Annotated in this window: 19 protein-coding genes; 15 read left to right on the forward strand and 4 right to left on the reverse strand. The window is 59.9% G+C overall.

Translation table 11 applies throughout. The features are described from left to right. The first annotated feature begins 29 nt into the window (after positions 1-29). The 14 genes from ACUZ9P_RS12190 to ACUZ9P_RS12255 all read left to right on the forward strand — a co-directional run bounded on the left by ACUZ9P_RS12190 (position 30) and on the right by ACUZ9P_RS12255 (position 16,269). On the forward strand, positions 30-1,043 hold the full coding sequence (locus tag ACUZ9P_RS12190; protein WP_449249911.1) for an ATP-NAD kinase family protein: 1,014 nt from the start codon (positions 30-32) through the stop codon (positions 1,041-1,043). Positions 1,044-1,091: 48 nt separating this feature from the next. Then, positions 1,092-1,406, forward strand: coding sequence for a DUF6506 family protein (locus tag ACUZ9P_RS12195; RefSeq protein ID WP_298994136.1), 315 nt, complete (start codon positions 1,092-1,094; stop codon positions 1,404-1,406). A 109-nt stretch (positions 1,407-1,515) separates the two neighbouring features. Continuing rightward, complete coding sequence (locus ACUZ9P_RS12200; RefSeq protein WP_449249912.1) at positions 1,516-2,295, forward strand: acetoin reductase; 780 nt, start codon at positions 1,516-1,518, stop codon at positions 2,293-2,295. A 70-nt stretch (positions 2,296-2,365) separates the two neighbouring features. Then, on the forward strand, positions 2,366-3,745 hold the full coding sequence (locus ACUZ9P_RS12205) for a dihydrolipoamide acetyltransferase family protein (protein ID WP_449249913.1): 1,380 nt from the start codon (positions 2,366-2,368) through the stop codon (positions 3,743-3,745). Between the two features lie 67 nt (positions 3,746-3,812). Further along, positions 3,813-5,177 (forward strand): dihydrolipoyl dehydrogenase, encoded by a 1,365-nt coding sequence (gene lpdA / locus ACUZ9P_RS12210; RefSeq protein ID WP_449249914.1) that lies wholly within the window; start codon positions 3,813-3,815, stop codon positions 5,175-5,177. 106 nt (positions 5,178-5,283) lie between these two features. Further along, complete coding sequence (gene lipA / locus ACUZ9P_RS12215) at positions 5,284-6,873, forward strand: lipoyl synthase (RefSeq protein ID WP_449249915.1); 1,590 nt, start codon at positions 5,284-5,286, stop codon at positions 6,871-6,873. Positions 6,874-6,883: 10 nt separating this feature from the next. Further along, the gene (locus ACUZ9P_RS12220) at positions 6,884-8,863 is read left to right on the forward strand and encodes a cytochrome c3 family protein (RefSeq protein ID WP_449249916.1); all 1,980 of its coding nucleotides are present in this window, start codon (positions 6,884-6,886) and stop codon (positions 8,861-8,863) included. 31 nt (positions 8,864-8,894) lie between these two features. Continuing rightward, positions 8,895-9,320 carry a glycine cleavage system protein H gene (locus tag ACUZ9P_RS12225; RefSeq protein WP_209819309.1) on the forward strand — a complete coding sequence of 142 codons (426 nt, stop codon included), beginning with the start codon at positions 8,895-8,897 and terminating at the stop codon, positions 9,318-9,320. A 3-nt stretch (positions 9,321-9,323) separates the two neighbouring features. Then, positions 9,324-10,592 (forward strand): (Fe-S)-binding protein, encoded by a 1,269-nt coding sequence (locus ACUZ9P_RS12230; protein ID WP_449249917.1) that lies wholly within the window; start codon positions 9,324-9,326, stop codon positions 10,590-10,592. Positions 10,593-10,736: 144 nt separating this feature from the next. Continuing rightward, positions 10,737-12,317, forward strand: coding sequence for a lipoyl protein ligase domain-containing protein (locus ACUZ9P_RS12235; RefSeq protein WP_449249918.1), 1,581 nt, complete (start codon positions 10,737-10,739; stop codon positions 12,315-12,317). Positions 12,318-12,321: 4 nt separating this feature from the next. Beyond that, positions 12,322-13,392, forward strand: a complete 1,071-nt coding sequence (locus ACUZ9P_RS12240; RefSeq protein ID WP_449249919.1) for a geranylgeranyl reductase family protein — start codon at positions 12,322-12,324, stop codon at positions 13,390-13,392. Further along, positions 13,379-14,416 carry a hypothetical protein gene (locus ACUZ9P_RS12245; RefSeq protein ID WP_449249920.1) on the forward strand — a complete coding sequence of 346 codons (1,038 nt, stop codon included), beginning with the start codon at positions 13,379-13,381 and terminating at the stop codon, positions 14,414-14,416. The genes ACUZ9P_RS12240 and ACUZ9P_RS12245 overlap by 14 nt, the downstream gene beginning before the upstream one ends. 71 nt (positions 14,417-14,487) lie before the next feature. Then, positions 14,488-15,576, forward strand: coding sequence for a radical SAM protein (locus tag ACUZ9P_RS12250; RefSeq protein WP_449249921.1), 1,089 nt, complete (start codon positions 14,488-14,490; stop codon positions 15,574-15,576). Positions 15,577-15,672: 96 nt separating this feature from the next. After that, entirely contained in the window at positions 15,673-16,269 is a 597-nt protein-coding gene (locus ACUZ9P_RS12255; RefSeq protein ID WP_449249922.1) for a GDSL-type esterase/lipase family protein, read from the forward strand. Here the strand turns inward: ACUZ9P_RS12255 and ACUZ9P_RS12260 are convergent, their stop codons facing one another. The 3 genes from ACUZ9P_RS12260 to ACUZ9P_RS12270 form a co-directional block, all read right to left on the reverse strand. Beyond that, on the reverse strand, positions 16,270-17,154 hold the full coding sequence (locus ACUZ9P_RS12260; RefSeq protein ID WP_449249923.1) for a MerR family transcriptional regulator: 885 nt from the start codon (positions 17,152-17,154) through the stop codon (positions 16,270-16,272). A gap of 167 nt (positions 17,155-17,321) precedes the next feature. Next, positions 17,322-17,591 (reverse strand): hypothetical protein, encoded by a 270-nt coding sequence (locus ACUZ9P_RS12265; RefSeq protein ID WP_449249924.1) that lies wholly within the window; start codon positions 17,589-17,591, stop codon positions 17,322-17,324. A gap of 6 nt (positions 17,592-17,597) precedes the next feature. Then, positions 17,598-18,686: a hypothetical protein gene (locus ACUZ9P_RS12270; RefSeq protein WP_449249925.1), complete on the reverse strand. Its 1,089-nt coding sequence runs from the start codon at positions 18,684-18,686 to the stop codon at positions 17,598-17,600. A 571-nt stretch (positions 18,687-19,257) separates the two neighbouring features. Here ACUZ9P_RS12270 and ACUZ9P_RS12275 point away from each other — a divergent pair. Continuing rightward, positions 19,258-20,364, forward strand: coding sequence for a 1-propanol dehydrogenase PduQ (locus ACUZ9P_RS12275; RefSeq protein WP_449249926.1), 1,107 nt, complete (start codon positions 19,258-19,260; stop codon positions 20,362-20,364). Positions 20,365-20,485: 121 nt separating this feature from the next. On the opposite strand, the gene ACUZ9P_RS12280 is transcribed toward ACUZ9P_RS12275, so the two are convergent. Further along, complete coding sequence (locus ACUZ9P_RS12280) at positions 20,486-22,591, reverse strand: right-handed parallel beta-helix repeat-containing protein (protein WP_449249927.1); 2,106 nt, start codon at positions 22,589-22,591, stop codon at positions 20,486-20,488. Positions 22,592-22,593 lie beyond the last annotated feature (2 nt).

The raw sequence follows: 22,593 nt of genomic DNA on the forward strand, positions 1-22,593 counted from the left end.
GCCTGCAACCTACATCCACCGGAGCCAACGTGAAAGCAGCCATTATCGCCAACCCGGCATCAGGCAAGGACATACGCCGCATAGTCGCGCACGGCAGTGTTTTTGACAATCAGGAGAAGGTGCGCATGGTGCGCCGTATTCTGGTTGGCCTGGCAGCCGCCGGGGTACGTGATGTTCTGTATATGCCCGAGGGCTACGGCATCGTGCCGCGCGCCCTGAGCGATCTGGAAGCTCTGGAAACGCCTGTGAACGTGGCCCCGGTGGATATTTACCTGCACAACACGCAGGAGGACACCATCAACGCCGCCGCCCTCATGCAGCAGGAGGAGGTTGCGGTCATCATCGTCATGGGGGGCGACGGCACAAGCCGCGCCGCCTGCAAGGGCGCGCGCAAAACGCCCATTCTGCCGCTCTCCACAGGCACCAACAACGTTTTTCCTGTCATGGCCGAAGCCACGGTGGCTGGCCTTGCTGCGGGCGTGCTTGCCTGCGGCGGCGTAACCATTGACGAAGGCTGCCGCGAGGCCAGCCTGCTTGAAGTGCATGTGGACGGTCAGTTCCGAGATATCGCTCTGGTGGATGTGGCCGTGTACGACGACCTTTTTCTCGGCTCCCGCGCTATCTGGGACATCACCAGAGTCAGCCAGATTGTTGTTTCCCGCTGTCGGCCAGACAGCATCGGCCTCTCCACTGTAGCCGGGCAGCTCATGAGCATCTCGCCCGAAGAACCACGCGGTCTGGCCCTTGATCTTGATCCCGATTTTGCCTGCCGCGTGCGCGCCGCCATCGGCCCGGGCCTCTTTGCCGACGTGGGCGTCTCCCGTGTGCGCCAGCTGCTACCCGGCGATGATGTGCCTGTGGCCCTCACGCCCTGCGTGCTGGCGCTGGACGGCGAACGCGAGGTGGAGGTTCGGCGCGGGCAGCGCGCGAGCATACGATTGTCAGAAGACACCATGCGCGTGGTGGATGTGGCCCGCGTCATGGAATACGCCCGGCAGCGAGGGCTGTTTTTGCGCGGCGCGCAGGTCTGTTACGCCAACTAGGCCCAGACCGGCAACAAGCCTGATCACCCCAACACCAGGAGCATGGTTATGAAACTCAAGGCTGCATTCATTTTTCTGAGCCCCCGTGGCGAAGGCAACGGCGTCAAGGCCGAGCACCGCAGCTGGACGCGCACCCCCGGCGTGGAACTGCTGACCATTGGCGTGACATCCTACAGGGAGGCCGTTGAAGCGGCGCAAAAGGCCGTTGATGAAGACGGTTGCGTTGCCATCGAGCTGTGCGGCGGCTTTGGCTACGAGGGCGCAGCGATGGTCGCACGGGCGGTCAAGGTGCCTGTGGGCGTTGTGCGCTTCGACATCCATCCCGGCCTTGGCAATGCCAGCGGCGACGGAATTTTTGCCTGATGCAACATGCAGTTTGCGGCCCACAGGGTGCTGCCATCCACGACATGCCCAGTTTGCGCCGGTTTGCGCCGATTTGCGCCGGGCATGCGGCAACACGGAGGATACTATCATGACTATTAACGGCAAAGTTGTTCTGGTTACCGGCTCCGCTCAGGGGATAGGACGCGGCATAGCCCTGCGTCTGGCAAAGGACGGCGCGGATATCTGCCTTGTGGATATGAACGCGGACAAACTGGCCGCCACTGCGGATGAAGTGCGCGCCCTTGGCCGCAAGGCCACCACCTTTATTGCCGATGTAAGCGACCGCGCGCAGGTTTTTGCCGCCGTGGACCATGCGGAAAAAGAACTGGGCGGCTTTGACGTCATGATCAACAACGCGGGCATCGCTCAGGTCAAGGCCCTGCTGGACGTCACCCCCGAGGAGCTAGAACGCATCTTCAGAATCAACGTCAACGGCGTGCTCTGGGGCATTCAGGCAGCAGCCACAAAATTCATGGCCCGCAAGCAGAAGGGCAAGATCATCAGCGCTTCTTCCATTGCCGGGCATGACGGTTTTGCCCTTATCGGCGCATACAGCGCCACCAAGTTCGCCGTGCGCGGCCTCACCCAGGCGGCGGCGCGGGAACTTGCCTCCAGCGGCATCACCGTAAACGCCTACTGCCCCGGCGTGGTCGGCACCGACATGTGGGTGGCCATTGACGAAGGCTTTTCAAAGATCACAGGCGCCCCCAAGGGTGAAACCTACAAGAAATACTGCGAAGGCATAGCCCTTGGCCGCCCCGAAACTCCGGAAGACGTGGCCGCCTTTGTTTCCTATATGGCAGGGCCGGATTCCGACTACATGACCGGACAGGCCGTGCTTATTGACGGCGGCATGGTTTACCGCTGACGGCATCGGCCCGGCTGACGGCAAAAAGGCAGCCTTCCGCCCCAACACACAACATCGCAGGAGAACAGCAGTGAGCATAGAACTTGCCATGCCGAAACTTGGTCTGACCATGAAGACCGGTAAGGTTTCCAAATGGTTTGTGGCCGAAGGCGCCGCAGTCAAGCAGGGCGATGATCTGTTTGAAGTGGAAACCGACAAGATCACCAACAAGGTGGAAAGCCCCGCCGATGGCGTGCTCTTCCAGATTATGGTGCAGCCCAAACAGGAAGTGGCCGTGGGTGCCGTGCTTGGCATTCTGGCCGAACCTGGTGAAACAATCGCCCGGGTTGAAGGCGCGTCTGACTCCCCCGCTTCCGCCACAGCGGAAGCGGGCGCGCCCAAGCCAGCAAAAACCAACGCGTCAGCCGCCGTGCAACCCTCTAGCACTGGCGGGATAGCGTCTCCCGCCGCTCGGCGGCTGGCGCGTGAACTTGGCATTGACCTTGCCTGCGTCGCAGGCTCCGGCCCCGGAGGCCGCATTGTTGAACGCGATGTGCAGGCCCGCCACAAAGTTATCGGCAAAATCAGGATCACGCCCCTTGCCGCTGCCATTGCTGCCAAGGCAGGGCTGGATATCTCCACCCTCACAGGCACTGGCGAAGGCGGCAAGATCGTGCGCGAAGATGTTGACCGCGTTCTGCACCCCGAAAAGTTCGCTGCGACGCAGGATGCGGGCCAAGGAGCGTCTCAGTCCACCTGCGCCAGCGCCGTTTGCGCCAGCGAGTTAGGCTCCGTGCCCATGGAAGGCATGCGCAAGATCATTGCCGACAACATGCTGGGCAGCCTGCAAAACTCCGCCCAGCTCACCCTTGTGAGCGAAGCGGATGTAACCGCCAGCGTGCACATCATCAACGACTTCAAGGCCCGCAACAAAAAGAACAAAGACTTCCGCCTTTCCATGAACGACATGCTCATTCTGGCCGTTTCAAAGGCCTTGAAAAAGCACCCGCGCATGAACGCCACCTTTGACGGGCAAACCATCACCCGTCACGGCGAGGTGCATATGGGCGTGGCCGTGGCCCTGCCCGAGGGCCTGATGGTGCCCGTGCTGCACCATGCGGACAGGCTGCCCCTGCTTGAAATAGCCAAGGAAGCCCGCCTGCTTGCTGGCCGCGCCCGCAAGGGCGAGCTGACGCCCGACGACATGAGCGGCGGCACCTTTACCATCACCAACATGGCGCATTCCGTGGTGGATTTCTTCACGCCCATTCTCAAGCCCGGTGAAACGGGAATCCTGGGCGTGGGCCGCGTGGTGGAAAAGCCCGTTATCCGCGAGGGGGCCGTAGTTGCCCGCTCCATGATGGGCTTGAGCCTCACCTTTGACCACCGCGTTGAAGACGGCGCGCCCGCCGCAGAGTTTTTGAAGACACTTGTGGAATATCTGGCGGAACCGGCCCTGCTGCTTTTTTAGGGCATTCCCGGCAGGGCTGCGGCAATGCCGCGCCCATACAGCAACCAGCACAGATCAGGAGAACACAATGTACGATGTAGTTGTCATAGGTGGCGGCCCCGGCGGCTATGCCGCGGCCATTCGCGCTTCGCAGCTCAAGGGCAAGGTTGCCTTGGTGGAAGGCGGCAACATGGGCGGCACCTGCGTTATGCGCGGCTGCATTCCCAGCAAGATATGGCTGCGCGCCGCTACCCTGCTGGAACAGTCGCGCAAGGCTGGCGAATTCGGTCTGGAGCTCACCGTGGGCAAACTGGATTTTACCGCTGTTCTTGCTCGCAAGCAGGGTGTTTCCAACGATATCCGCATGGGTATGGAAGCGCTGCTCGCCAACAACGGCGTGGACGTGATCCCCGGCATGGCTGTTGTGACCTCGCCCACCTGCGTGGATGTGGCGGGCAAAAAGGTTGAGGCCAAGAGCATCATCATCGCCACGGGCAGCACCCTTGCAAAGCCCGAGGTTCCCGGCCTGGATCAGGCCGCCTTTACCAGCGACCAACTGCTGGACATGACGGAAGCCCCGGCCTCGGTGCTTATTACCGATCCCACCTATATCGGCGTTGAAATGGCTACCCTGCTAAGCATCCTTGGCAGCAAGGTCATCTATGCCGTGCCCGGCCCGCGCATTCTGCCTGACGAAGATCAGGATTCCAGCCAGCGCATGTCCCAGTCCCTGCGCGAGCGCGGCGTGCAGATCATTGCCCGTCACACCCTCGTCAAGGTTGCCGGCAAAACCTGCACCCTCAAAAGCGGCGACAAGGAACAGACCGTTGAAGCCGACAGGGTGCTGGTCTCTGGCCGCAAACCCGTTGCCTCCAATCTGGGTCTGGAAGCTCTGGGGGTTAAATTCAATGAAGACGGCGGCATAACCGTTGACCAGCAGTGCCGCACCGCCTGCCCGAGCATTTTTGCCATTGGCGACTGCACAGGCGGCTGGATGCTCAGCCATGCGGCCTCTGCCATGGGCATCTGCGCGGCGGAAAACAGCATGGGCGTATCCGCAAAGTTCCCCTGCCACCTTGTTTCGCGCGCCATCTGGGGCAGCCCGGAAATGGGCTCCGTGGGCCTTTCTGAAGAACAGGCCGAGCGCAAGGGCTACGAGGTCGAGGTGGGTGGTTTTCCATATTCCATCAACGGCTATGCCATGTTGCGCGGCGAAGTGGACGGCGCTGTAAAGATGGTTGCCGATGCCGACACGGGTGAAATCCTGGGCGTGCACATTGTGGGCAGCAATGCTTCCGAGCTGATCGGCGAGGCGGTGCTTGCCATGCAGCTTGAATGCACGGTGCGCGAATTCGCCAAGGGCTTCCGCGTGCATCCGGCCTTTTGCGAAACCGTTGTCGATGCCGCGCGCGATGCCGCCGGGTGGGCCTTGTACCTGCCCAAGCGGGGCTGACGCCATTGAAGGAACCGGCGGGGGCGCCGTTGGGCCCGGGGTACAGGCCTCCCCGGCCCCCCGCCGTAAACAAGCCGAATCTGTTCTGCATTACAAGGAAGCAGCCATGTCCGCCTTATCCCTTTGCCAGCAAGATACCGATGCCAGTTCCGCGCCCGGCCAGCATGTTCCGCTGGAGGTGCTGGATCTTGGGCGCATCGAATACGGCGAAGCCCTGAACTTTCAGAAGCGCCGCGTGGAGTCGCGCATCAGCGACGCCGTGGACGATACCCTTCTGCTGCTTGAGCACGACCCCGTCATCACCATGGGGCGCGGCGGCACAACGGCCCATCTGCACGTGACCGAGGAACAGTTGCAGCGTCAGGGCGTGGGCCTCTACTGGGTGGAACGCGGCGGTATGGCGACCTTTCACGGCCCCGGCCAGCTTGTGGCCTATCCCGTTATCCGCCTGCGGCAAAAAGACCTGCACCTGTATATGGAAAAACTGCTGGCCGCCATTGCCTCGGTGGTGCGCTCCTTCGGGCTTGAGCCACAGCTGGGCGTTCACGGCCCCGGCGTGTGGGTAAACGGCGGCAAAGTCGCCAGCGTGGGCGTGGCAGTGCGCAAGTGGGTGACTTTTCACGGCATGGCCCTGAATGTGAATACCGATGTGGACTGGTTCCGCCTCATCACCCCCTGCGGCAACCCTGCGGAGCGCATTACCTCCATAGCTGCCGAGCTGGGAAGTCCGGTTGATTTTGCTGAGGTTTCACGCCGCTTTGTGCAGGCATTTGCCCATGAATTTGATTTTGCGCCCCGCACCGGGCTGGCTGCAAGCCGACCGGCCTGGCTGACCGTCTCCCTGCGGCCTGATGCCGGGATACGCCCGGTGGAGAACATGCTGGCCGACCTCAATCTGCACACAGTGTGTCAGGAAGCCCAGTGCCCCAACAAGGGTGAATGCTATTCGCGCGGCACTTCAACTTTCATCATCATGGGCGACAGATGCACCCGAGGCTGCCGCTATTGCGCCGTTGCCAAGGGACATCCCGCGCCTCTCGATACCAACGAGCCGGACAACGTTGCGCAGGCCGTGCACAGACTGGGCCTGCACCATGCGGTCATAACGTCTGTTACGCGGGACGACCTGCCGGACGGCGGCGCGGATCATTTTGTGCGCACCATCAAGGCCATACGCCACAAAAGCCCGCAGACCAGCGTTGAAGTGCTGGTGCCGGATTTTCAGGGCGACCGCAACGCTCTTGATGCGGTGTGCGATGCCCGCCCCGATATGTTCAATCATAATCTTGAAACCGTGCGGCGGCTTTTTGCTCAGGTGCGCCCTGGGGCCAGTTATCAAACTTCACTGGAAGTGCTGCGCTACGCCGCCGATCAAGGCTTGCGCGTAAAATCCGGCATCATGCTGGGCCTTGGCGAAACATGGGGCGAAATTCGCCTCGCCCTGGCCGATCTGCTGGCGCATGGCTGCCGTTCCCTGACCCTTGGGCAATATCTTGCGCCCTCTGGCGCGCACGTGCCTGTGGCGCGGCATCTGGCCCCTGACGAATTTGACCACTGGAAGGCAATAGCCCTTGCCATGGGCTTTACGGGCGTGGCTTCCGCCCCGCTGGTGCGCAGTTCGTACCGCGCGGAGGCCATGCTGACCAGTCTGACAGACGCGGCCCAGCTGGCTGCCCATACTTGCGAAGCGTGCTGAGGAGAATGGTATGAAGCTGAGGATGCGCAAACGCGGCCCAACCATGGCCGCCCCGATGTTTCCGGCGGCCCGTACGCTGACGACCCATGCGGTTGCGGCCTGCATGATAGCGGCCTGTATCGTGCTGTTGGCGGCTGCGCTGCCCGCCCAGGCGGCTGACGGCCAGCAAAACACCGCCGTCAGACCGGGCAGAACGTGGTTTATAGATGAAACGGGCTTCCATGCCTCTGCCCACGCCAACATGTCGTGCGCAGACTGCCACGCCGAGCAGGCCGACCACCAGCACCCATGTGCAGACAAACTCAACAAGCCCGCCAGTACGGCATTTGACCGGGAGACCTGCCTGCAATGCCACGGCGAAATTGAAGAAAATCTGGCAAAGGGGATGCACGGCGGCAAACCGGTAATGAAAACGCAGGACTATAACAACTGCGTTACCTGTCACAACCCGCACTATGTTCTCGCGCCCGAGGCCAGAGCCAAGGGTCTGCGCCCTACGGGCGACATGAGCCAATCCTGCGGCGTGTGCCACAAGGCGCAGACAGACCTGCCCAAACCAGCGCCCGATGTGGCCGATTGCCTTTCCTGCCACGGTCTCAAAACCGGCAAGGGCATAGCCGCTGGTGTCTCTGCCGCAAATCCTCAGGGCGGCACAGCAGCGCCTGTGGCGTTCAAAAAGGACAAGGAGCCGCAGGGGCCGGTGATGTGCCTCTCTTGCCACGGGCCGGAATCAAGCGCTGCCGCGCCTGCCGGGAGCATGCCCAGAATCTCCGCCGAGGGCATGAAATCCATGACCCACGGTGACATGAACTGCCTCACCTGCCACAAGGATGCGGCACGGTATCCTCACAACAGGCAGGAGCGCGTCAACTGCCTCACCTGCCACTCACGACATGACGAAAAGAAAATCCACGATGTCCACAGCAATGTGAGCTGCGGCGCGTGCCATCTTTCCGGCGTTACGCCGGTGCTCAAAGACGGCAAGGTTGATTATGTCATCAATTCCGGGCCGCTCAGCGTGCACTCCATGACGCTTGCCAGCGGCACAGCCTCCTGCGTGCGCTGCCACAGCGCCGGCCCCGCTGCTGCTGGCGGCTCCACAAACGGATTTGCGGGCAACGGCAAGGTTGGCGCTGCCAACGCCATTCTGCCGCCCAAGAGCGTGCTGTGCATGGGTTGCCACGCGGCTACGTTCAGTGTGCAGGATACCCCCGGTCAGATCGGTCTTGGCGTATTTGTGCTGGTATTTGCTGGGCTGGGATTGTTCTGGCTCTCCTGCGCCAATCTGGGCAAGGGTTCGCCGCAAAAGCCGCAGGCTGCTGATGCCGCAACGGGCCAGAGCCACGGCTGCCCCGCGCCGCACCAGCACGCAACTGCGGAAAACCGCTGGGCTGCCCTGTGCTGCGATGTCTTCCTGCAACGGCGGCTCTACCGGGAGTCACCCCTGCGCTGGGCCGTGCATGCGCTCATATTCTTCCCCTTCCTGTTCCGCTTTGTCTGGGGCCTGCTTGGCCTGACGGGTTCGCTCCTGTCGCCCGCGCAGGAATGGCCCTGGCTGCTGCTGGACAAAAACTGGGGTGCTGGAGCCTTCCTCTTTGATCTGAGCGGGCTTGCCCTGTTGTTGGGCCTGTTGCTGGCCGCCGTGCTGTGGCGGCGCGAAAAGAGCGCGGCTGCAAACGCGCCGCGCCACGACTGGCCTGCGCTGTATCTGCTGCTGGGCATCACGCTTACGGGCTTTGTGCTTGAAGGCATGCGTATTGCCCTCACAGGCATGCCCGAAGGCAGCGGCTATGCCTTTGCCGGGCATGTGCTGGCGCTGGGCCTTGCTCCCCTTGGGCAGGCAACGCTGGCGCGCATCTACGGCTGGGGCTGGTACGTCCATGCGGTGCTGACCGCGCTGACAGTGGCTTACATACCCTTCAGCCAGTTGCGGCACATGTTCACGGCTCCCCTGTTCCTGCTTGTTCAGACCATTCGAGGCCGCCACTAAGGCCTTAAACCACCACATTAAGGAGTAAATCATGGAAATTGCCGGATACAACATGCCCGAGGAACTGTACTACGACCAGTACCACTTCTGGACCCGCGTTGACGGCGACGAGCTCGTCATCGGCATGGACGACTTTGCCGAAAAGCTGGCGGGCCAGATCGTGTTTGTGCAGCTGCCCTTTGTGGGCAAGGCCGTCACCGCCGGTAAAAAGTTTGCCAAGGTGGAATCGGGCAAATGGCTTGGCACCGTCTACAGCCCCGCCGATGGCGAAATCACCGCAGTCAACGAGGAGCTGGAGGCCAACCCAACCCTTATCAACGCCGACTGCTACGGCAAGGGCTGGATGTACAGGATCAAGCCCGCCGACAAGAGCCAGATCAATACCCTCATTCACGGCGGCAAGGACGTTCTTGAAGCATGGCTGCAAGAGGACATCAAGAAGTTCAAAAAGGATTAAATCATGCGTCACACAGCATTCAGCATACGACAGCGCATGGCGCTCGACGCCTGCACCGAATGCGGGCAGTGCCTGACAGTATGTCCGGCGGTGGCGGCATCGGGCGATGCGGATCTTTCGGCTCAGGTGCGCATGGACAACCTGAAAAAGCTCCTGCGCGACCGCAATTTCTTCTGGCGGGCCTTGGGCGAAGTGCTGGGGCGCGAACCTGTGGCCACGCCGGAGCGCCTCAAGGAATACGGCACTTCGGTGTTCCGCTGTTCGCTCTGCGGCGATTGCGAGGAAGTATGCCCCGCTGGCCTGCCCCTCAAAGATCTGTGGCTCGCCCTGCGCGAAGAACTTTCGCGCACGGGCGACGCCCCGGAAAAGATCCGCATGATCCGCACCAACCTTGAAGACAGCCACAACGTCTTTGCCGAAGACAACGACGAGCGCGGCGACTGGGTGGACGACATGCGTACCCCTCCCAAGGGCGGCGGTCAGAAAGCCAGGGCTGAAGTGGTCTATTTTACAGGCTGCGTGGGCGCGTACTTTCCTCTGGCGCAAAAAATCCCCATGGCCTTTGTGGAAATTCTGGAAGCAGCAGGCGTGGATTTTACCATCATGGCCGGCGATGAATGGTGCTGCGGCTTCCCCCTTGTGGGTTCCGGCCAAAGCGCCGATCTGCCCGCCATCATCAAGCATAATGTGGAGGCCGTGAAGGCGCGGGGCGCGCGCAAGGTCGTGTTTACCTGCCCCTCCTGCTACCAGATCTGGCGCGAATCCTACCCGCCGGAATTCGAGCTGGCGCATGCCTCTGAAATGGTCATGCAGCTTGTGCTTGAAAACAGGCTGCCCCTTGGTGAGCTGCCCATGACAGTGACCTACCACGACCCCTGCGATCTGGGGCGCGGCGGGCGCGTGTTTGACGAGCCGCGCGAGGTCATGGCGCGCATTCCCGGCCTGAAGCTTGTGGAAATGGAGCATAACCGGCGGCACTGCCTGTGCTGCGGCGGCGGCGGAAATCTGGAAATGATCGACCCCGATCTTTCAGCGGCCATGTCCAAGCGAAAGGTGGAAGAGGCCGTGCGCACCGGGGCGCAAGCCATTGTGACCAACTGCCAGCAGTGCGTACGCACCATGACCACCTATGCCAAGCGTAACAAGGTGAACATCGAAGTGCTGGACATGAGCCAGCTTGTGGCCCGCGCGCTTCAGGCGCACGCCAGTGAAGCAAAAGCCAGGGCCGCCAGTGCGGCGGAAGCGACTCAAGCGGTAAATGCCCCGGCTTGACGGCAAGGGCAAACCATAATTCCTGGCGGGCAGAACTGTGCAGCATGAACCGCAGCCGCGACAAAAACGCAGCACAAACAGGGTGTAGACGCGGTTAGGGCAACCCTGACCGCAGAGGCGCGTACACCTGATCAGGAGGCGCATATGCAGTGGCGATTGCTTGATCTGCCGCCGCTTACAGCGGCGGAAAACATGGCTCTTGACGAGGTGCTGCTTGAAATTCGCGGCAGTGGCCGCTCGCAGGACACACTACGTTTTTTGCAGTTCAAACCTGCAACGGTTCTGGTGGGTTTTCACCAGTCCATTCAGGAAGAAATACGCCTTTCCTACTGCCGCGAGCAGGGAATCGACATCAACCGCCGCATCACGGGCGGTGGCGGCCTGCTGTTTGATGAAAACCAGATCGGCTGGGAGCTTATTTGCGACAAAGCTTTTTTTGGCGTGGGCATTCCCAACGCCAATCTCTTCCGCCGCCTGTGCGAGCCAACCGTCACCGCCCTGCGCGGCATGGGCATTGACGCGGCCTTCCGCCCCCGTAACGACATAGAAGTGGCGGGCCGCAAGATTTCCGGCACCGGCGGCACGGACTGCGACGCGGCCTTTCTGTTTCAGGGTACGCTGCTGGTGGATTTTGACGTGGAAACCATGCTCAAATGCCTGCGCGTGCCTGTGGAAAAGCTGAAAGCCAAGGAGATTGATTCCGTCAAAAAGCGGGTCACATGTCTGGCGTGGGAGCTTGGGCATGTACCCGCCAGCGCCGATATCAAGGCTGCCCTTGCCGATGCCTTTGAGCGGCACATGGGCATAAGCCTTGTGCCCGGCGGCCTGACCGCCGAGGAAGAAGACCTGCTGGCAGAGCGGCTGCCCTATTTTCAGTCGCAGGAATGGATAGACATGGTGCGCCCCACCTATGAAAAAACAGAGGTGGTGCAAGGCGCGCGCAAATCGCCCTATGGCCTTGTACGCGTGACCATGCAACTGAACATGCCGCGCCGTGTGCTTAAAAACGTCTTTATTACCGGAGACTTTCTGTCTTTTCCCGCACGCGCCCTCTTTGACCTTGAGGCTGCCCTGCGCGGTCAGCCCCTGAATACGGAGCATCTCTGCGGCATCATCCACGACTTTTTCAACGAAGGGCATATCGCCATACCCGACATGAACGCGGAAGACATCTGCATTCCCCTGCGCATGGCCATGGAAAAAGCCGCCATTGCCCGCCACGGCATCCCCATTGAACACTGCAACCGCATCTTCACCACCAACGGCAACTTTGATCAGGTGCTGGCCGCCGGGCCGCAAGCCCTGCTGCTGCCCTACTGCGCCAAACTCAAGGACTGCGACCTCCGCTTTACCAAGGCCTGCCGCGCCTGCGGAGAGTGTTCCGTGGGCGAAGCCTGGGCTCTGGGGCATGAGCGCAAACTGCGCACGGTCTGCATAACCAATTTTGAAGATCTCATGGAAGAACTGGGCAAGCTCAAGGGGCAAGGCGTCTCCGCCTTCATCGGCTGCTGCTGCCAGCCCTTCTACATCAAGCATGCGGAAGATTTTGACCGCATGGGCCTGCCCGGCATTCTCATAGATATAGAAAACACCACCTGCTACGAGCTGGATCAGAGCGAGGCCGCCCATCTGGGGCAGTTCCGCAGCCAGACAAGCCTGAACATGCCCCTGCTGCACTCCATTTTGCGTGTGGCGCAGCAGGCGCAATGCCATGCCGGGAGGTAGCCCCATGCGCGTACTCAACTGCGATGTTCTTGTGGTGGGCGGCGGCCCAGCCGGGTCAAGCGCCGCACGGGCGGCTGCTCTGGCCGGGGCTTCCGTAATTGTTGCCGAGCGGCGGCGCATTGTGGGCAGGCCCGTGCGCTGCGCGGAATACATTCCAGCCATGCTGGTTGGTCAGGCCAACGTGGGGGACGAATATATCGTGCAGCGCACAACGGGCATGCGCAGCTTTCTGCACGGCCGCTGTATACAGGATATGAGCGCCCCCGGCTGCGTGATCGACAGGGAGATGTTCGATCAGGCTCTTGCCCGCGCCGCCGTCAGCAGCGGCGCGAGGATTCTTCCCGGTCACGCCGCTGTTGGCCGTGAAGGCGGCGCGGGCGGCAGAGTGCTGCTGTCCGCGCCTAACAGCGCCACTGTAGGCGTGTCGGCCAAGGTTGTTATTGGGGCTGACGGCCCTGTTTCGCGCGTGGCGCGCTGGCTGGGGCTGCCCCGCCCGCACTGCCTGCCGTCGATTCAGGTACGCCTGCCCCTGCTGGAACCTCTGGAACACACCCACATCTATTTTGATGAAAGCATCCGCGCTGGCTACGCCTGGGTTTTCCCCAAGGGCAATGTGGCAAACGTGGGCCTTGGCATGCTCTCCACCCCCGGCACGCCGGGCCTGCGCTGGGCGTTGCGGCGCTTTGTGCGTGGCATGGCCGGTCTTGGCCTTGTGGCCGACAGGCCGCTGGGCCTCACAGGCGGCTGGATACCAGCAGGATCACCCCGCCCTTGCGTGTATGGCGACACGGTGCTTGCAGGCGATGCCGCAGGACACACCCATCCCATCACAGGGGCTGGTATTTTTCAGGCTGTGGTGGGGGGCGAAATGGCTGGCCGCTGGGCCGCCAAGGCAGTGCTGGAGGGCGATCTGACTCTTCTGTTGGGCTATGAGGAAGAATGGGCCGATTTTTACGGCGACGCTCTGTCGCACGCGCACCAGCGCCGCCTTTTATGGGAGGCGCATACAGGCGCGCTCGACAAAGCCATCAACAAATTCTGGATAGGATTCAGGGAATACTATGCTGCAAGCTGAAGAATCCTGCGGTGTTTCCACCTCTGGCACTTACGGCGGCTACTATTCATCGTGGTCGGCGGATATCCCCCCTGAACTGCGGTGGGATAGTGCGCGGCTTAATGAAGCGAGTGAACTTTCGTGGAAAATCCACGGCAAAAAAATACTGTTCTATCTGCCCGGCATGTATGTGCGTGACGGCGTTCAGGGCCAGTACCCGGCGCTTTCCATCACCGGGGCCAACTGCAGCCAGCAATGCGCCCACTGCGGCGGCAAGCTGCTGCTCAATATGCCTGACGTCAGCTCCCCCCAACGCTTGTTGCAAAAATGCCGCGATCTGGTGGCCCAGGGTGCGCAGGGGGTGTTGCTTTCCGGCGGCTGCAACGGGCGCGGGCAGGTGCCGTGGCAGAATTTTACCGACACCATTGCGGCCATAAAGCAGGAAACCGGGCTCTACGTTTCCGTGCACTGCGGCATGGTGGACGACCGCGCGGCTCTGGCCCTGCGCAGGGCTGGCGTGGATCAGGCCCTGCTTGACGTTATTGGCAGCGAAAAGACCTATGCCAGCGTTTACCATCTGCCGGACGGCCCCAGACTGCTGGAGCAAAGCCTTGATGCCCTGGCTACGGCAGAGTTGCCTGTGGTTCCGCATATTGTGGCAGGGCTGCATTTTGGGCGGTTTGCGGGCGAAAACCACGCGCTGGAAATTCTGGCGCGTCACCCGCCAGAGCTGCTGGTGATCGTGGCCTACATGAACCTTGCTGGCACAGCCATGGAAAACGTGCGCCAGCCAGACCCGCGCGGCGTGTGCGGCCTTGTGATCCGCGCGCGCGAGCTTATGCCCCACAGCCAGATAAGCCTCGGCTGTGCCCGCCCGCGGCGGGATGCCAGCGCGCTGGAAATTCTGTCGCTACGGGCAGGCATCAACCGGATGGCCCTGCCCTCGCACGAGGCCGCCGCACTGGCGGCCCGCATGGGCTTACAGGCGGAATTTCGCAAAACATGCTGCTCGGTGCTGCTGGGCGAAGGAACAAAGGGCTGGTAGCCACCGCCGTTAGGCAGGCCTGACGGGTACCATACAACACTTGCCGCAATAACTTTTGCTGGAGACAACATATGAGCCAAGCCACCCAACTTGAGAACCAATGCCCGCCCTGCTGGCAACAAACACAGCCCCAAAGCCCCGAGGTTGCGCGCATGAGCCTTGCTGCCGCCATGACGCTCGACTTCGCCCCCGGTTCCTTCTACCGCAACGCCTGCCTTTCGTGCATCAATCTGCTGCTGACCTACCGCTCTGGCTGCGCGGCAAAGTGCGCCTACTGCGGCCTCTCTGGCGCAAAAGAAAAAAAGGAAAGCTCAAGCAAAAGCTTTATCCGCGTGACCTGGCCCGCATTTACCGTTGATGAAATTGTGGCGGGCATTGTGCGGCGTCAGGAGCGCGTCAAGCGCGTCTGCATTTCCATGCTCACCAATAGCCGCGCACCGCGCGACGCCGCAGAGATCTGCCGCCGTTTGCGTCAGGCCATTGATATTCCCGTTTCCATGCTGGTTTCGCCCACCATCCTTACCCGCAGAAACCTTGAGGAACTGCGCGAGGCCGGAGCGGACAAGATCGGCGTAGCCATCGACCTTGCCACGCCGGAACTGTTTGACCACTACCGGGGTTCAGGAGTTGGCGGCCCGCACTCATGGAAAAGATACTGGCAGTGCCTGGGCGAGAGCCTGGATATTTTTGGCCAGGGTATGGCCGGGGCGCACTTTATGGTGGGCATGGGCGAAACCGAGCAGGACATGTGCCGCGCCATGCAGCGAGTGCACGACATGGGCGGCAATACGCATCTATTTTCGTTTTTTCCCGAAGGGGGGTCGCCGCTGGCGCACCGCCTGCCACCACCCATTGACCAGTACCGCCGCATTCAACTGGCGCGCTGGCTCATCGACAACGACCACGCCCACGAACGGTTCTTCACCTATAACGACCGCCGCGCTCTCACGGGGTATGGCCTGCCCAAGGCCGATCTGGATGCAGTTATTGACACGGGCGAGCCGTTCCGCACCTGCGGCTGCACCGGACGCGACGGCGAGGTGGCCTGCAACCGCCCCTACGCCAACTCGCGCCCAGGGCCGGGAATCCGCAACTATCCTTTCAAACCTGAAGAGGCGGATGTACGCCACATCCGCCTGCAAATGGGCTTGCCCGCCTGATGCGGGCGCAGGCGGCCCTTGCCAGTACGCCCCTGCTGGCGCGGGCCGCCTGTCGCAAATATTGCCCGATCATCCACAAGGGAATACGCTGCAAACATGATTATTGCTTGTCTGGGCGACAGCCTCACATACGGCTACGGCATTCCACGCCCCAAGGTATGGACAACCCTACTGGCGCGGCGAACGGGCATAGACGTGCGCAACTGCGGCATCAATGGCGATACCACGGGCGGCATGCTGGCCCGCTTTCACCCCCAGGTGGTGCAGGCGGGCGCTGACGCGGTTCTGATCATGGGCGGGTTCAACGATCTGGCGTTGGGAACAGGGCTAGGGACAGTCAAGGCCAATATTTTTGCGCTGGTGCAGCACAGCTTCAGCGAACGGGTGCGCCCGGTGCTGGGGGTGCCCATTCCTGTGCATGCGCCCATAACCTTCCCCCTGCTGGGCAGCGTTGACCTGCCGCGCGCCTGCGCGGACTACGCCGCCCTGCACCAGTGGTTACGCGTGCTTGCCGAGGATTTCTCTCTGCAATGCGTGGATTTTTCGCAGACTTTTGCGGGTTTGCCCGGTCAGGCAGGCTCACCGGATGGCAATGCCTCTGACTGGCTCTCCGCACTCTACACAGACGGCCTGCATCCAAGCGAAGCGGGCCACGAGCTGATGGCGCAGCAGGCGGCCCGCATACTTGGCTAATTACAGATCGTCGACTGAATCAAAATGGAATTTGGGGGTGTGCACGACACTCCCTCGGCGGCTTACCTTGACCAGTACTTCTGTAACAAAGAGCGAATCGTTGTTGGTGGTCCAGAAGTCGGTAATATAGCGCTCGTGCGAGCCATTGTCGCAAACATAGTTGTTTGAGGCGCACCAGCGCTGCAATTTGCGGTAGGTGCTGCCGATGGTTTCGTGCGAACCTATGTGGTAGCAGCTTGCCGCCAGATACCCGCCATAATCCGCCATGTTATCTTCCCCGCAGGGGAACACGGTTTTTTGCAGCAGTTTGACGGGCTGTTCCTCGTTTTGCACCCTGTTTTCTATGGAAGAAAAATTGATGATGACCGGCCCGGTGATATTGTTGCCGACCTCTTCAACATAATTGGTAAAATCCATGTTGATAATGGCAGACTTGATATCAGAAACAAAGGTCTGGTCCATAAAAAGCATGCGCTCCGGCGGAATATACTTCACCGAAACACTCTGCTGGCAATTTTCCAGCACAATTTCTGCTTCGTGCAGCAGTTCAAGCCAGTCGCGCACAGATGTAAGCCGCAGAAACAACAGCTTTTCATCCTGCTGCAACAATTCAATCTTGCTCATGAATATTTTTCGCAGCGCGGAAAGCGAGGTATTGCTGCCCACTTCAAAAGCGGCGCGGATCTCGCTGAGGTTGAACCCCATCTGCTTGTAGTATTTCAGCGGCGGGATGGCGAGCAGTTCGTCCTGCGTGTAGTAGCGGTAGTTGTTGCCCCCGTGCCTTTTGCAAGAAATAAGGCCGAGGTCGTCATAAAAGCGCAGAGCCTTTTTGGAGATCTTTGAGATCTCGCTCATCTGGCTGATGGTGTACCCTTGTTTTGTCATGGCGTTGCCCGGATTTTTGAAGGGTGGGCAAAAAGGGATGATTATGCGCCTGCCCGAACCTCACAACATCCTATATCGAGCATTTGCGCCACCAGCCAGAAGCAAAAACGAGGCCGGGCACATCCCTTGCGCCGGGGAGAGGCGCACCCCTCCCCGGCAGTGGATACTTAGTTGGAAATGTAGCGGTTTATGGTCGCTGCACCTTCGGCATGGGCACGAAAGAACATGCGCACCTGGCCTTCATCATCCAGGTCATAGCGCGATTCTTCCAGCAGGCCGTTGGCTTCCGCGGTCAGGAGGGCGTTGAGCACGTCAGCCTTGTTGAAAGCCCGAAACGAACTGTACCCGTCTTTGAGCGCGCACAGCACATCTTCTGTGCAGGCCTCGTTAACCGTTGTCATATACTTGAGAATGGCGAAGTTAAGCGGCTTTTTCATGGCAAATTATCCCTTCTTTCTGAAAAAATCCAGCGGATTGACGGCAATGATAAAGATGCCGGCGATCATCACGACTGCGGCCAGCCAGGCAATGGGGGCAAGGGCGTAGCCTTCAATGCCGAACCACAGACCAAGCACCAGCCAACAGAAGAAAGGTCCCCAGAAAGAGAACGCGCCGTTGCACGACATGCCAAGCGCCGTGCCGCACATGGCGTTGCCCTTGTACCAGAGCATAAAGGCGAAATACGCGCCGAAACCAGCCACGATAAACCAGGGCATGGCGTCAACATCGGTAAAGACAGTGCGGATCATCCCAAAGGCCGAATCGCCGCCAATAAAGGCAAACAGGGGCACAAGGATCAGCAGGTTGGTCAGGGCCGAGGTAAGCTGGCGGATGGTGATGCCGATTTCAGGGTCAATCATGGAAGTGGCGTAACCGCCCACGCAACCTTCAAGCCCCCAGCCAAAAGCGGCCAGAAAGCCAAAGGCAATACCCACAAAGAGGTTCGGCGGCGCGTTGTCGGCAAGGCCTGTGCTGCCGATCATGGCGCTGGCCATGAAGCAGATGAAAATCCCCAGCAAGGTGCGCGGGGTCAGGGGCTGCTTGAAGAGAATGCGGCTCAGAATGGAACCGATGGCCGGGCAAAGCGCGCTGATGGGCACAATGATGGAACCCGCGCTCTGCAAGCCAAGCACGTAGCAGGTGCTGGCAAGGGGGCCGCCGATAACTGCGGCTGCCATGAGGATGGCGCCGGGCTTGGAGGCCATGCTGCGAAAAACATCGCCAAACTTGCCCTTGCCAATGGCAATCAACACAGCCCACACGGCGCTGCATGCGTCAGTGGTGGCCGCGCCGAGCGCGCCAAGCAAAAAGAGCTTGGAAAATTCAGAAAGAGTGGAATCGCCGCCGTACCATACGCCCCACACGCCCAAGGTCATGGCGAGCGTCATGAACGCGGTGTATGTTCCGTATGCTACCCCAGACATGGTGGCAGTAACCATGCCACGTCTTCTGAAACTTGTGGCAAGCTGCTTTTTGGCTGCCTGCGCCGAGGTTTCCATACCTGTTGACCCAAATTGTGCTGATTGCTCCATGGCATTCTCCTTCCCTCGGGAATTGGTGTCGGCTGCGGGCTGACCCAGCCCTCAACGGGAGGCTCGGCCCACTTTGATTCACCGTAAGCATTCTCCGCACTGGAAGATCAAGGCCTTTTACAAAAAAATGCCCCTTGATGGGCATCTTTTTACATAAAATTTGTCCCGGATGTCGATAATTAAAAATAGTAATTATATTTAGTAGATATAATTACTGCAACAATAATCACCTTAATAATCTGTTTTAATTTGAAATTCATAGTCAGGCCTGCTGGTTCATTTTTTCACACAAATTGGCATTGGATAGTAAAAAAGTTTGCAAAAACCCTTGACCTTCCCCCTAGGGGTAAAGGTTGACTTAGCATCATGCCCGTACTGCCCTTTTGCAAAAAGGCCGTGCAATGGCGGGTTATCACTGAGCTAACAGACTGGTATCTGTAGTAAAAATATCCACGCCCAGAATGCGTGAAAATGGCTGCCCAAGCGCAAGCAAGCGTGAACCGCTGACGATAAAAGAATACGCCGACGCCAAGATATCCTTTCTTTCTTTGCGCCGCCTGTGGAGGATGACGTGACCCAGTTTTACGGAAAAACAAAGATCTGTTACGGCCCTTACGCTCTGGAAACCCTTGAGACCTTTCCAGCCAGCCATGCCTTTGTGGTGACAGACCCCTTTATGGTCAAAAGCGGATTTGCCGATCAGGCAGTGAGCCATCTGAAACGCAAGGGCATTGGGCACACGCTCTTTTCTGGCGTGGAGCCTGACCCATCCCTTCAGGCAGTGGTTGAAGCCACGCGCCTTTTTTTGAGCAGCCAGGCAGACATGATTATCGCCCTTGGCGGCGGCTCGGCCATTGATATGGCAAAGGCCATCTCCTACTTCGGGCACAAGGCAGACAGCACCAGAAAGACAACGCTTGTCGCCATTCCCACCACCAGCGGCACAGGTTCGGAAGTGACCTCCATTGCGGTTATCACCGACAAGGTCAATTCGGTGAAAATTCCGCTGAATGACGAAATGCTCATTCCTGACGCCGCCATTCTTGATGCCCGCTTTACGCGCACCGTGCCCCCGCACGTGACTGCTGCAACCGGCATGGACGTGCTGACCCATGCGGTGGAAGCCTATACTTCGCGCTACAGCAACGTGTTTACAGCTATCTACGCGGAGCAGGCCATCCGCAATGTTTTTACCTACCTCAAGCGCGCCTATGACCACGGCGACGACATGACCGCGCGCGACAACATGCTCATCGGCTCGTGCATGGCTGGGCTGGCATTTACCAACAGCGGCCTTGGCGTTACCCACAGCATGGCCCACAGCCTTGGCGGCCTGTTCCACATTCCGCATGGCCTTGCCAATGCCGTGCTGCTGCCCTTTGTCATAGGCTTCAACAGCTTTGACGCGGGCGTCAAATACACAGAAATCGCGGCCTTTATCGGCCTTGAAACCACCACGGTGGAGGAAGGCACGCGCAACCTGATAAACGCCGTACGCGACCTCAACACGTCCATGAAGATCCCCGCACGGGTGCGCGAGCTTAAAGTGGACGAACAGGTCTACCGTCAAAGCCTGGATTCCATGGCCGTTAACGCCCTGGAAGACATCTGCACCAGCAGCAACCCGCGCATGCCCTCGCACGACGACATCGTCACCCTGCTCGAACAGGCTTGGTAGTACAGACCTCATAGCAGGTCTGCTGTATTTTCTGCAAACGCCCACAAAAAAAGGAGTTACCCAAAAGGTGACTCCTTTTTTGCGCCTGTGCGCGTGATGGCAGCGATAGCCTTGTTTGCCGTCAATACAGGCCAATATTAGGCCTCTGCCCTGCCTGCAAAGGCCTGCCCGCATAATCAGTGTTGAATTCTGTCGGCACGCCAGCGCCAATCAGGGGGGAATCCTGCCCCGGCCTGAACGATGTCTCGCCGCCCACAGGGCCAGATTGCGAGGGGCAGCGGTATGTCCACGGCCCTGTTGATTGGCACTGCTCCTTGACTATGGCGGCTATTTCCGCAAGCCCGGCTGTTTTTACAGAACGGTTTTCGCGCAACACCTCAAAGAGTTCTATCCACTGATTGGCTGTCCATTCGTTGGCTCCGTGGCTGTAGAGCCCCATGATGGAACCGTGGTACTTCAGATAATCCAGATACATGCGCAGCATTTCCTTGAGATTGGGCGTTGGCGCGCCGGGCACGATATCTTTCAGAGAAATGCTTTGCAGGGCAGAGAGATCGACGCGTTCTGCGGCGGATAGGAAGCGCTGCGCCATATGGCTGCGCGCAACCTGGAAGCCCGTAGCCTGCATGGCCTGCCGGATGTTTGCATTGGTCTCGCTGTAAGGGCACACAAAGGCCGCGCAGATCATTTGTGCGGCACGATATTCGCGTAGGCCCTGCTCTATCTTGCGGCGCGATTCTGACAGCATGTAGTGCATGTATGCCTTGGTATCCATGACCAGTTCCGCATTGTGCCGCGCAAAAAAGATATCCTGTTCCTGCACCGGGGCCAGCAGATAGGCGGGAATTTTCTCGTGGCTCAGGCTTACAAGTTCCGCCCTAAGGCCTTTTTCCTGCAACTGGCGCACCACCGCCCCCATGGAAAGATAGGGCTGGGCTGCAAGATCGATAACGCACAGCTCCTTGCCGTCCACAACCACCCGCAATTGCTCTGCCTGATCTATGGACAGGGTGGCTGATGTTCCCGCCGGATCAAACCAGCCCACACGCAATACCTCGGCAGAGGTAATGCTGGCATGCACGGCGCCGTGGGAGGCCACTTCAAATCCCGCGTTCACCTCAGGAATAATCATCTGCCAGTATTGCGGCGAGAGCGCATCCGTATTCAGGGCAAGGGTGATTTTCAGCCCCAGCTTTGCCGCAGCTGGCGTGAGCGAACGCCATACCGGGGCATTTACGGTGTCGTCCACGCAGAGGTTTATCAAGGTATTGCGCCCACCCACAAACCGGGGAGAGGCCGTAATGCTGTTAACGGCGCTAACTTCCGGTTGCTGGTCGAGAGGCCTGGCCTGCCATTTCATAAAATCGCCGGGCGCTGGCGCGTACAGGCAATTTTCAAGGCGCGCTTTGGGAGCGGAGGCAGACTGCAAAAACAGGCTCGGTTCCGGGCTGAGAAAAAACACGCTGTTGACAGCAGAAATCTGCGCTCCTACCCCGGCCTGACGCATGGCGACAAAACGGCAGGCGGCAAAAAGGCAGTTCACAAAACGCACATCCTGCTCGCCCCGCAGCAGCACAGCGCCGCCGGGGTTATCGCGGAACAGGCAGTAAGCCAGGGTCACCCTGCTCTTGCGCCCTGCCAGCCCATTGAGCGCCAGCATGTCCGTAGGCCCGGTGCCGCCCGTAAAGGTGCAGCCCAGAAATAAGGGATTGCCGCCGTATACCTCAATGCCCGGCACCGGATTTTCAGAGGTAAAATGGCAGAACTCAAACCGCCCGGTAAAACCACGCAGATTTACAGCGGCGCTGTCGCCAATACGAAAGGTAATGCCGCGCCATACGCTATCAGCGCTGTCGGCAAGCACAGGCCCTGGCTTTCCTGACGGAGCTGCGATAACAACCTGAGGTGCGTCTTGGCCTGGCGCGCTGCCCAGAATGGTAAGCCCCGCTGTGGAAACCCGAATGGATTCCCTGTATTCCCCCGGCGCAACAACGATGACATCACCTTTGCGGGCTTTTTGCAGCGCGGCGTTGATGCTGCCAAGCGGCCTGTCAGCACTAAGGCCATCACCACCGCTGAATCCCGCGCCCACATAGAGGCTCCGCGAGGGTTGAACAACTGCCGCAAAAACCGCGCAAGAACTGGCGCACAGCAGCAATAGCGCCAAGCACACAATGGTTCCAAAGGTGTGCAAACGCACCTGCATATCACTGCTTTGCGGTGTCATCA

The sequence above is a fragment of the Desulfovibrio intestinivivus genome (genome assembly GCF_053570665.1).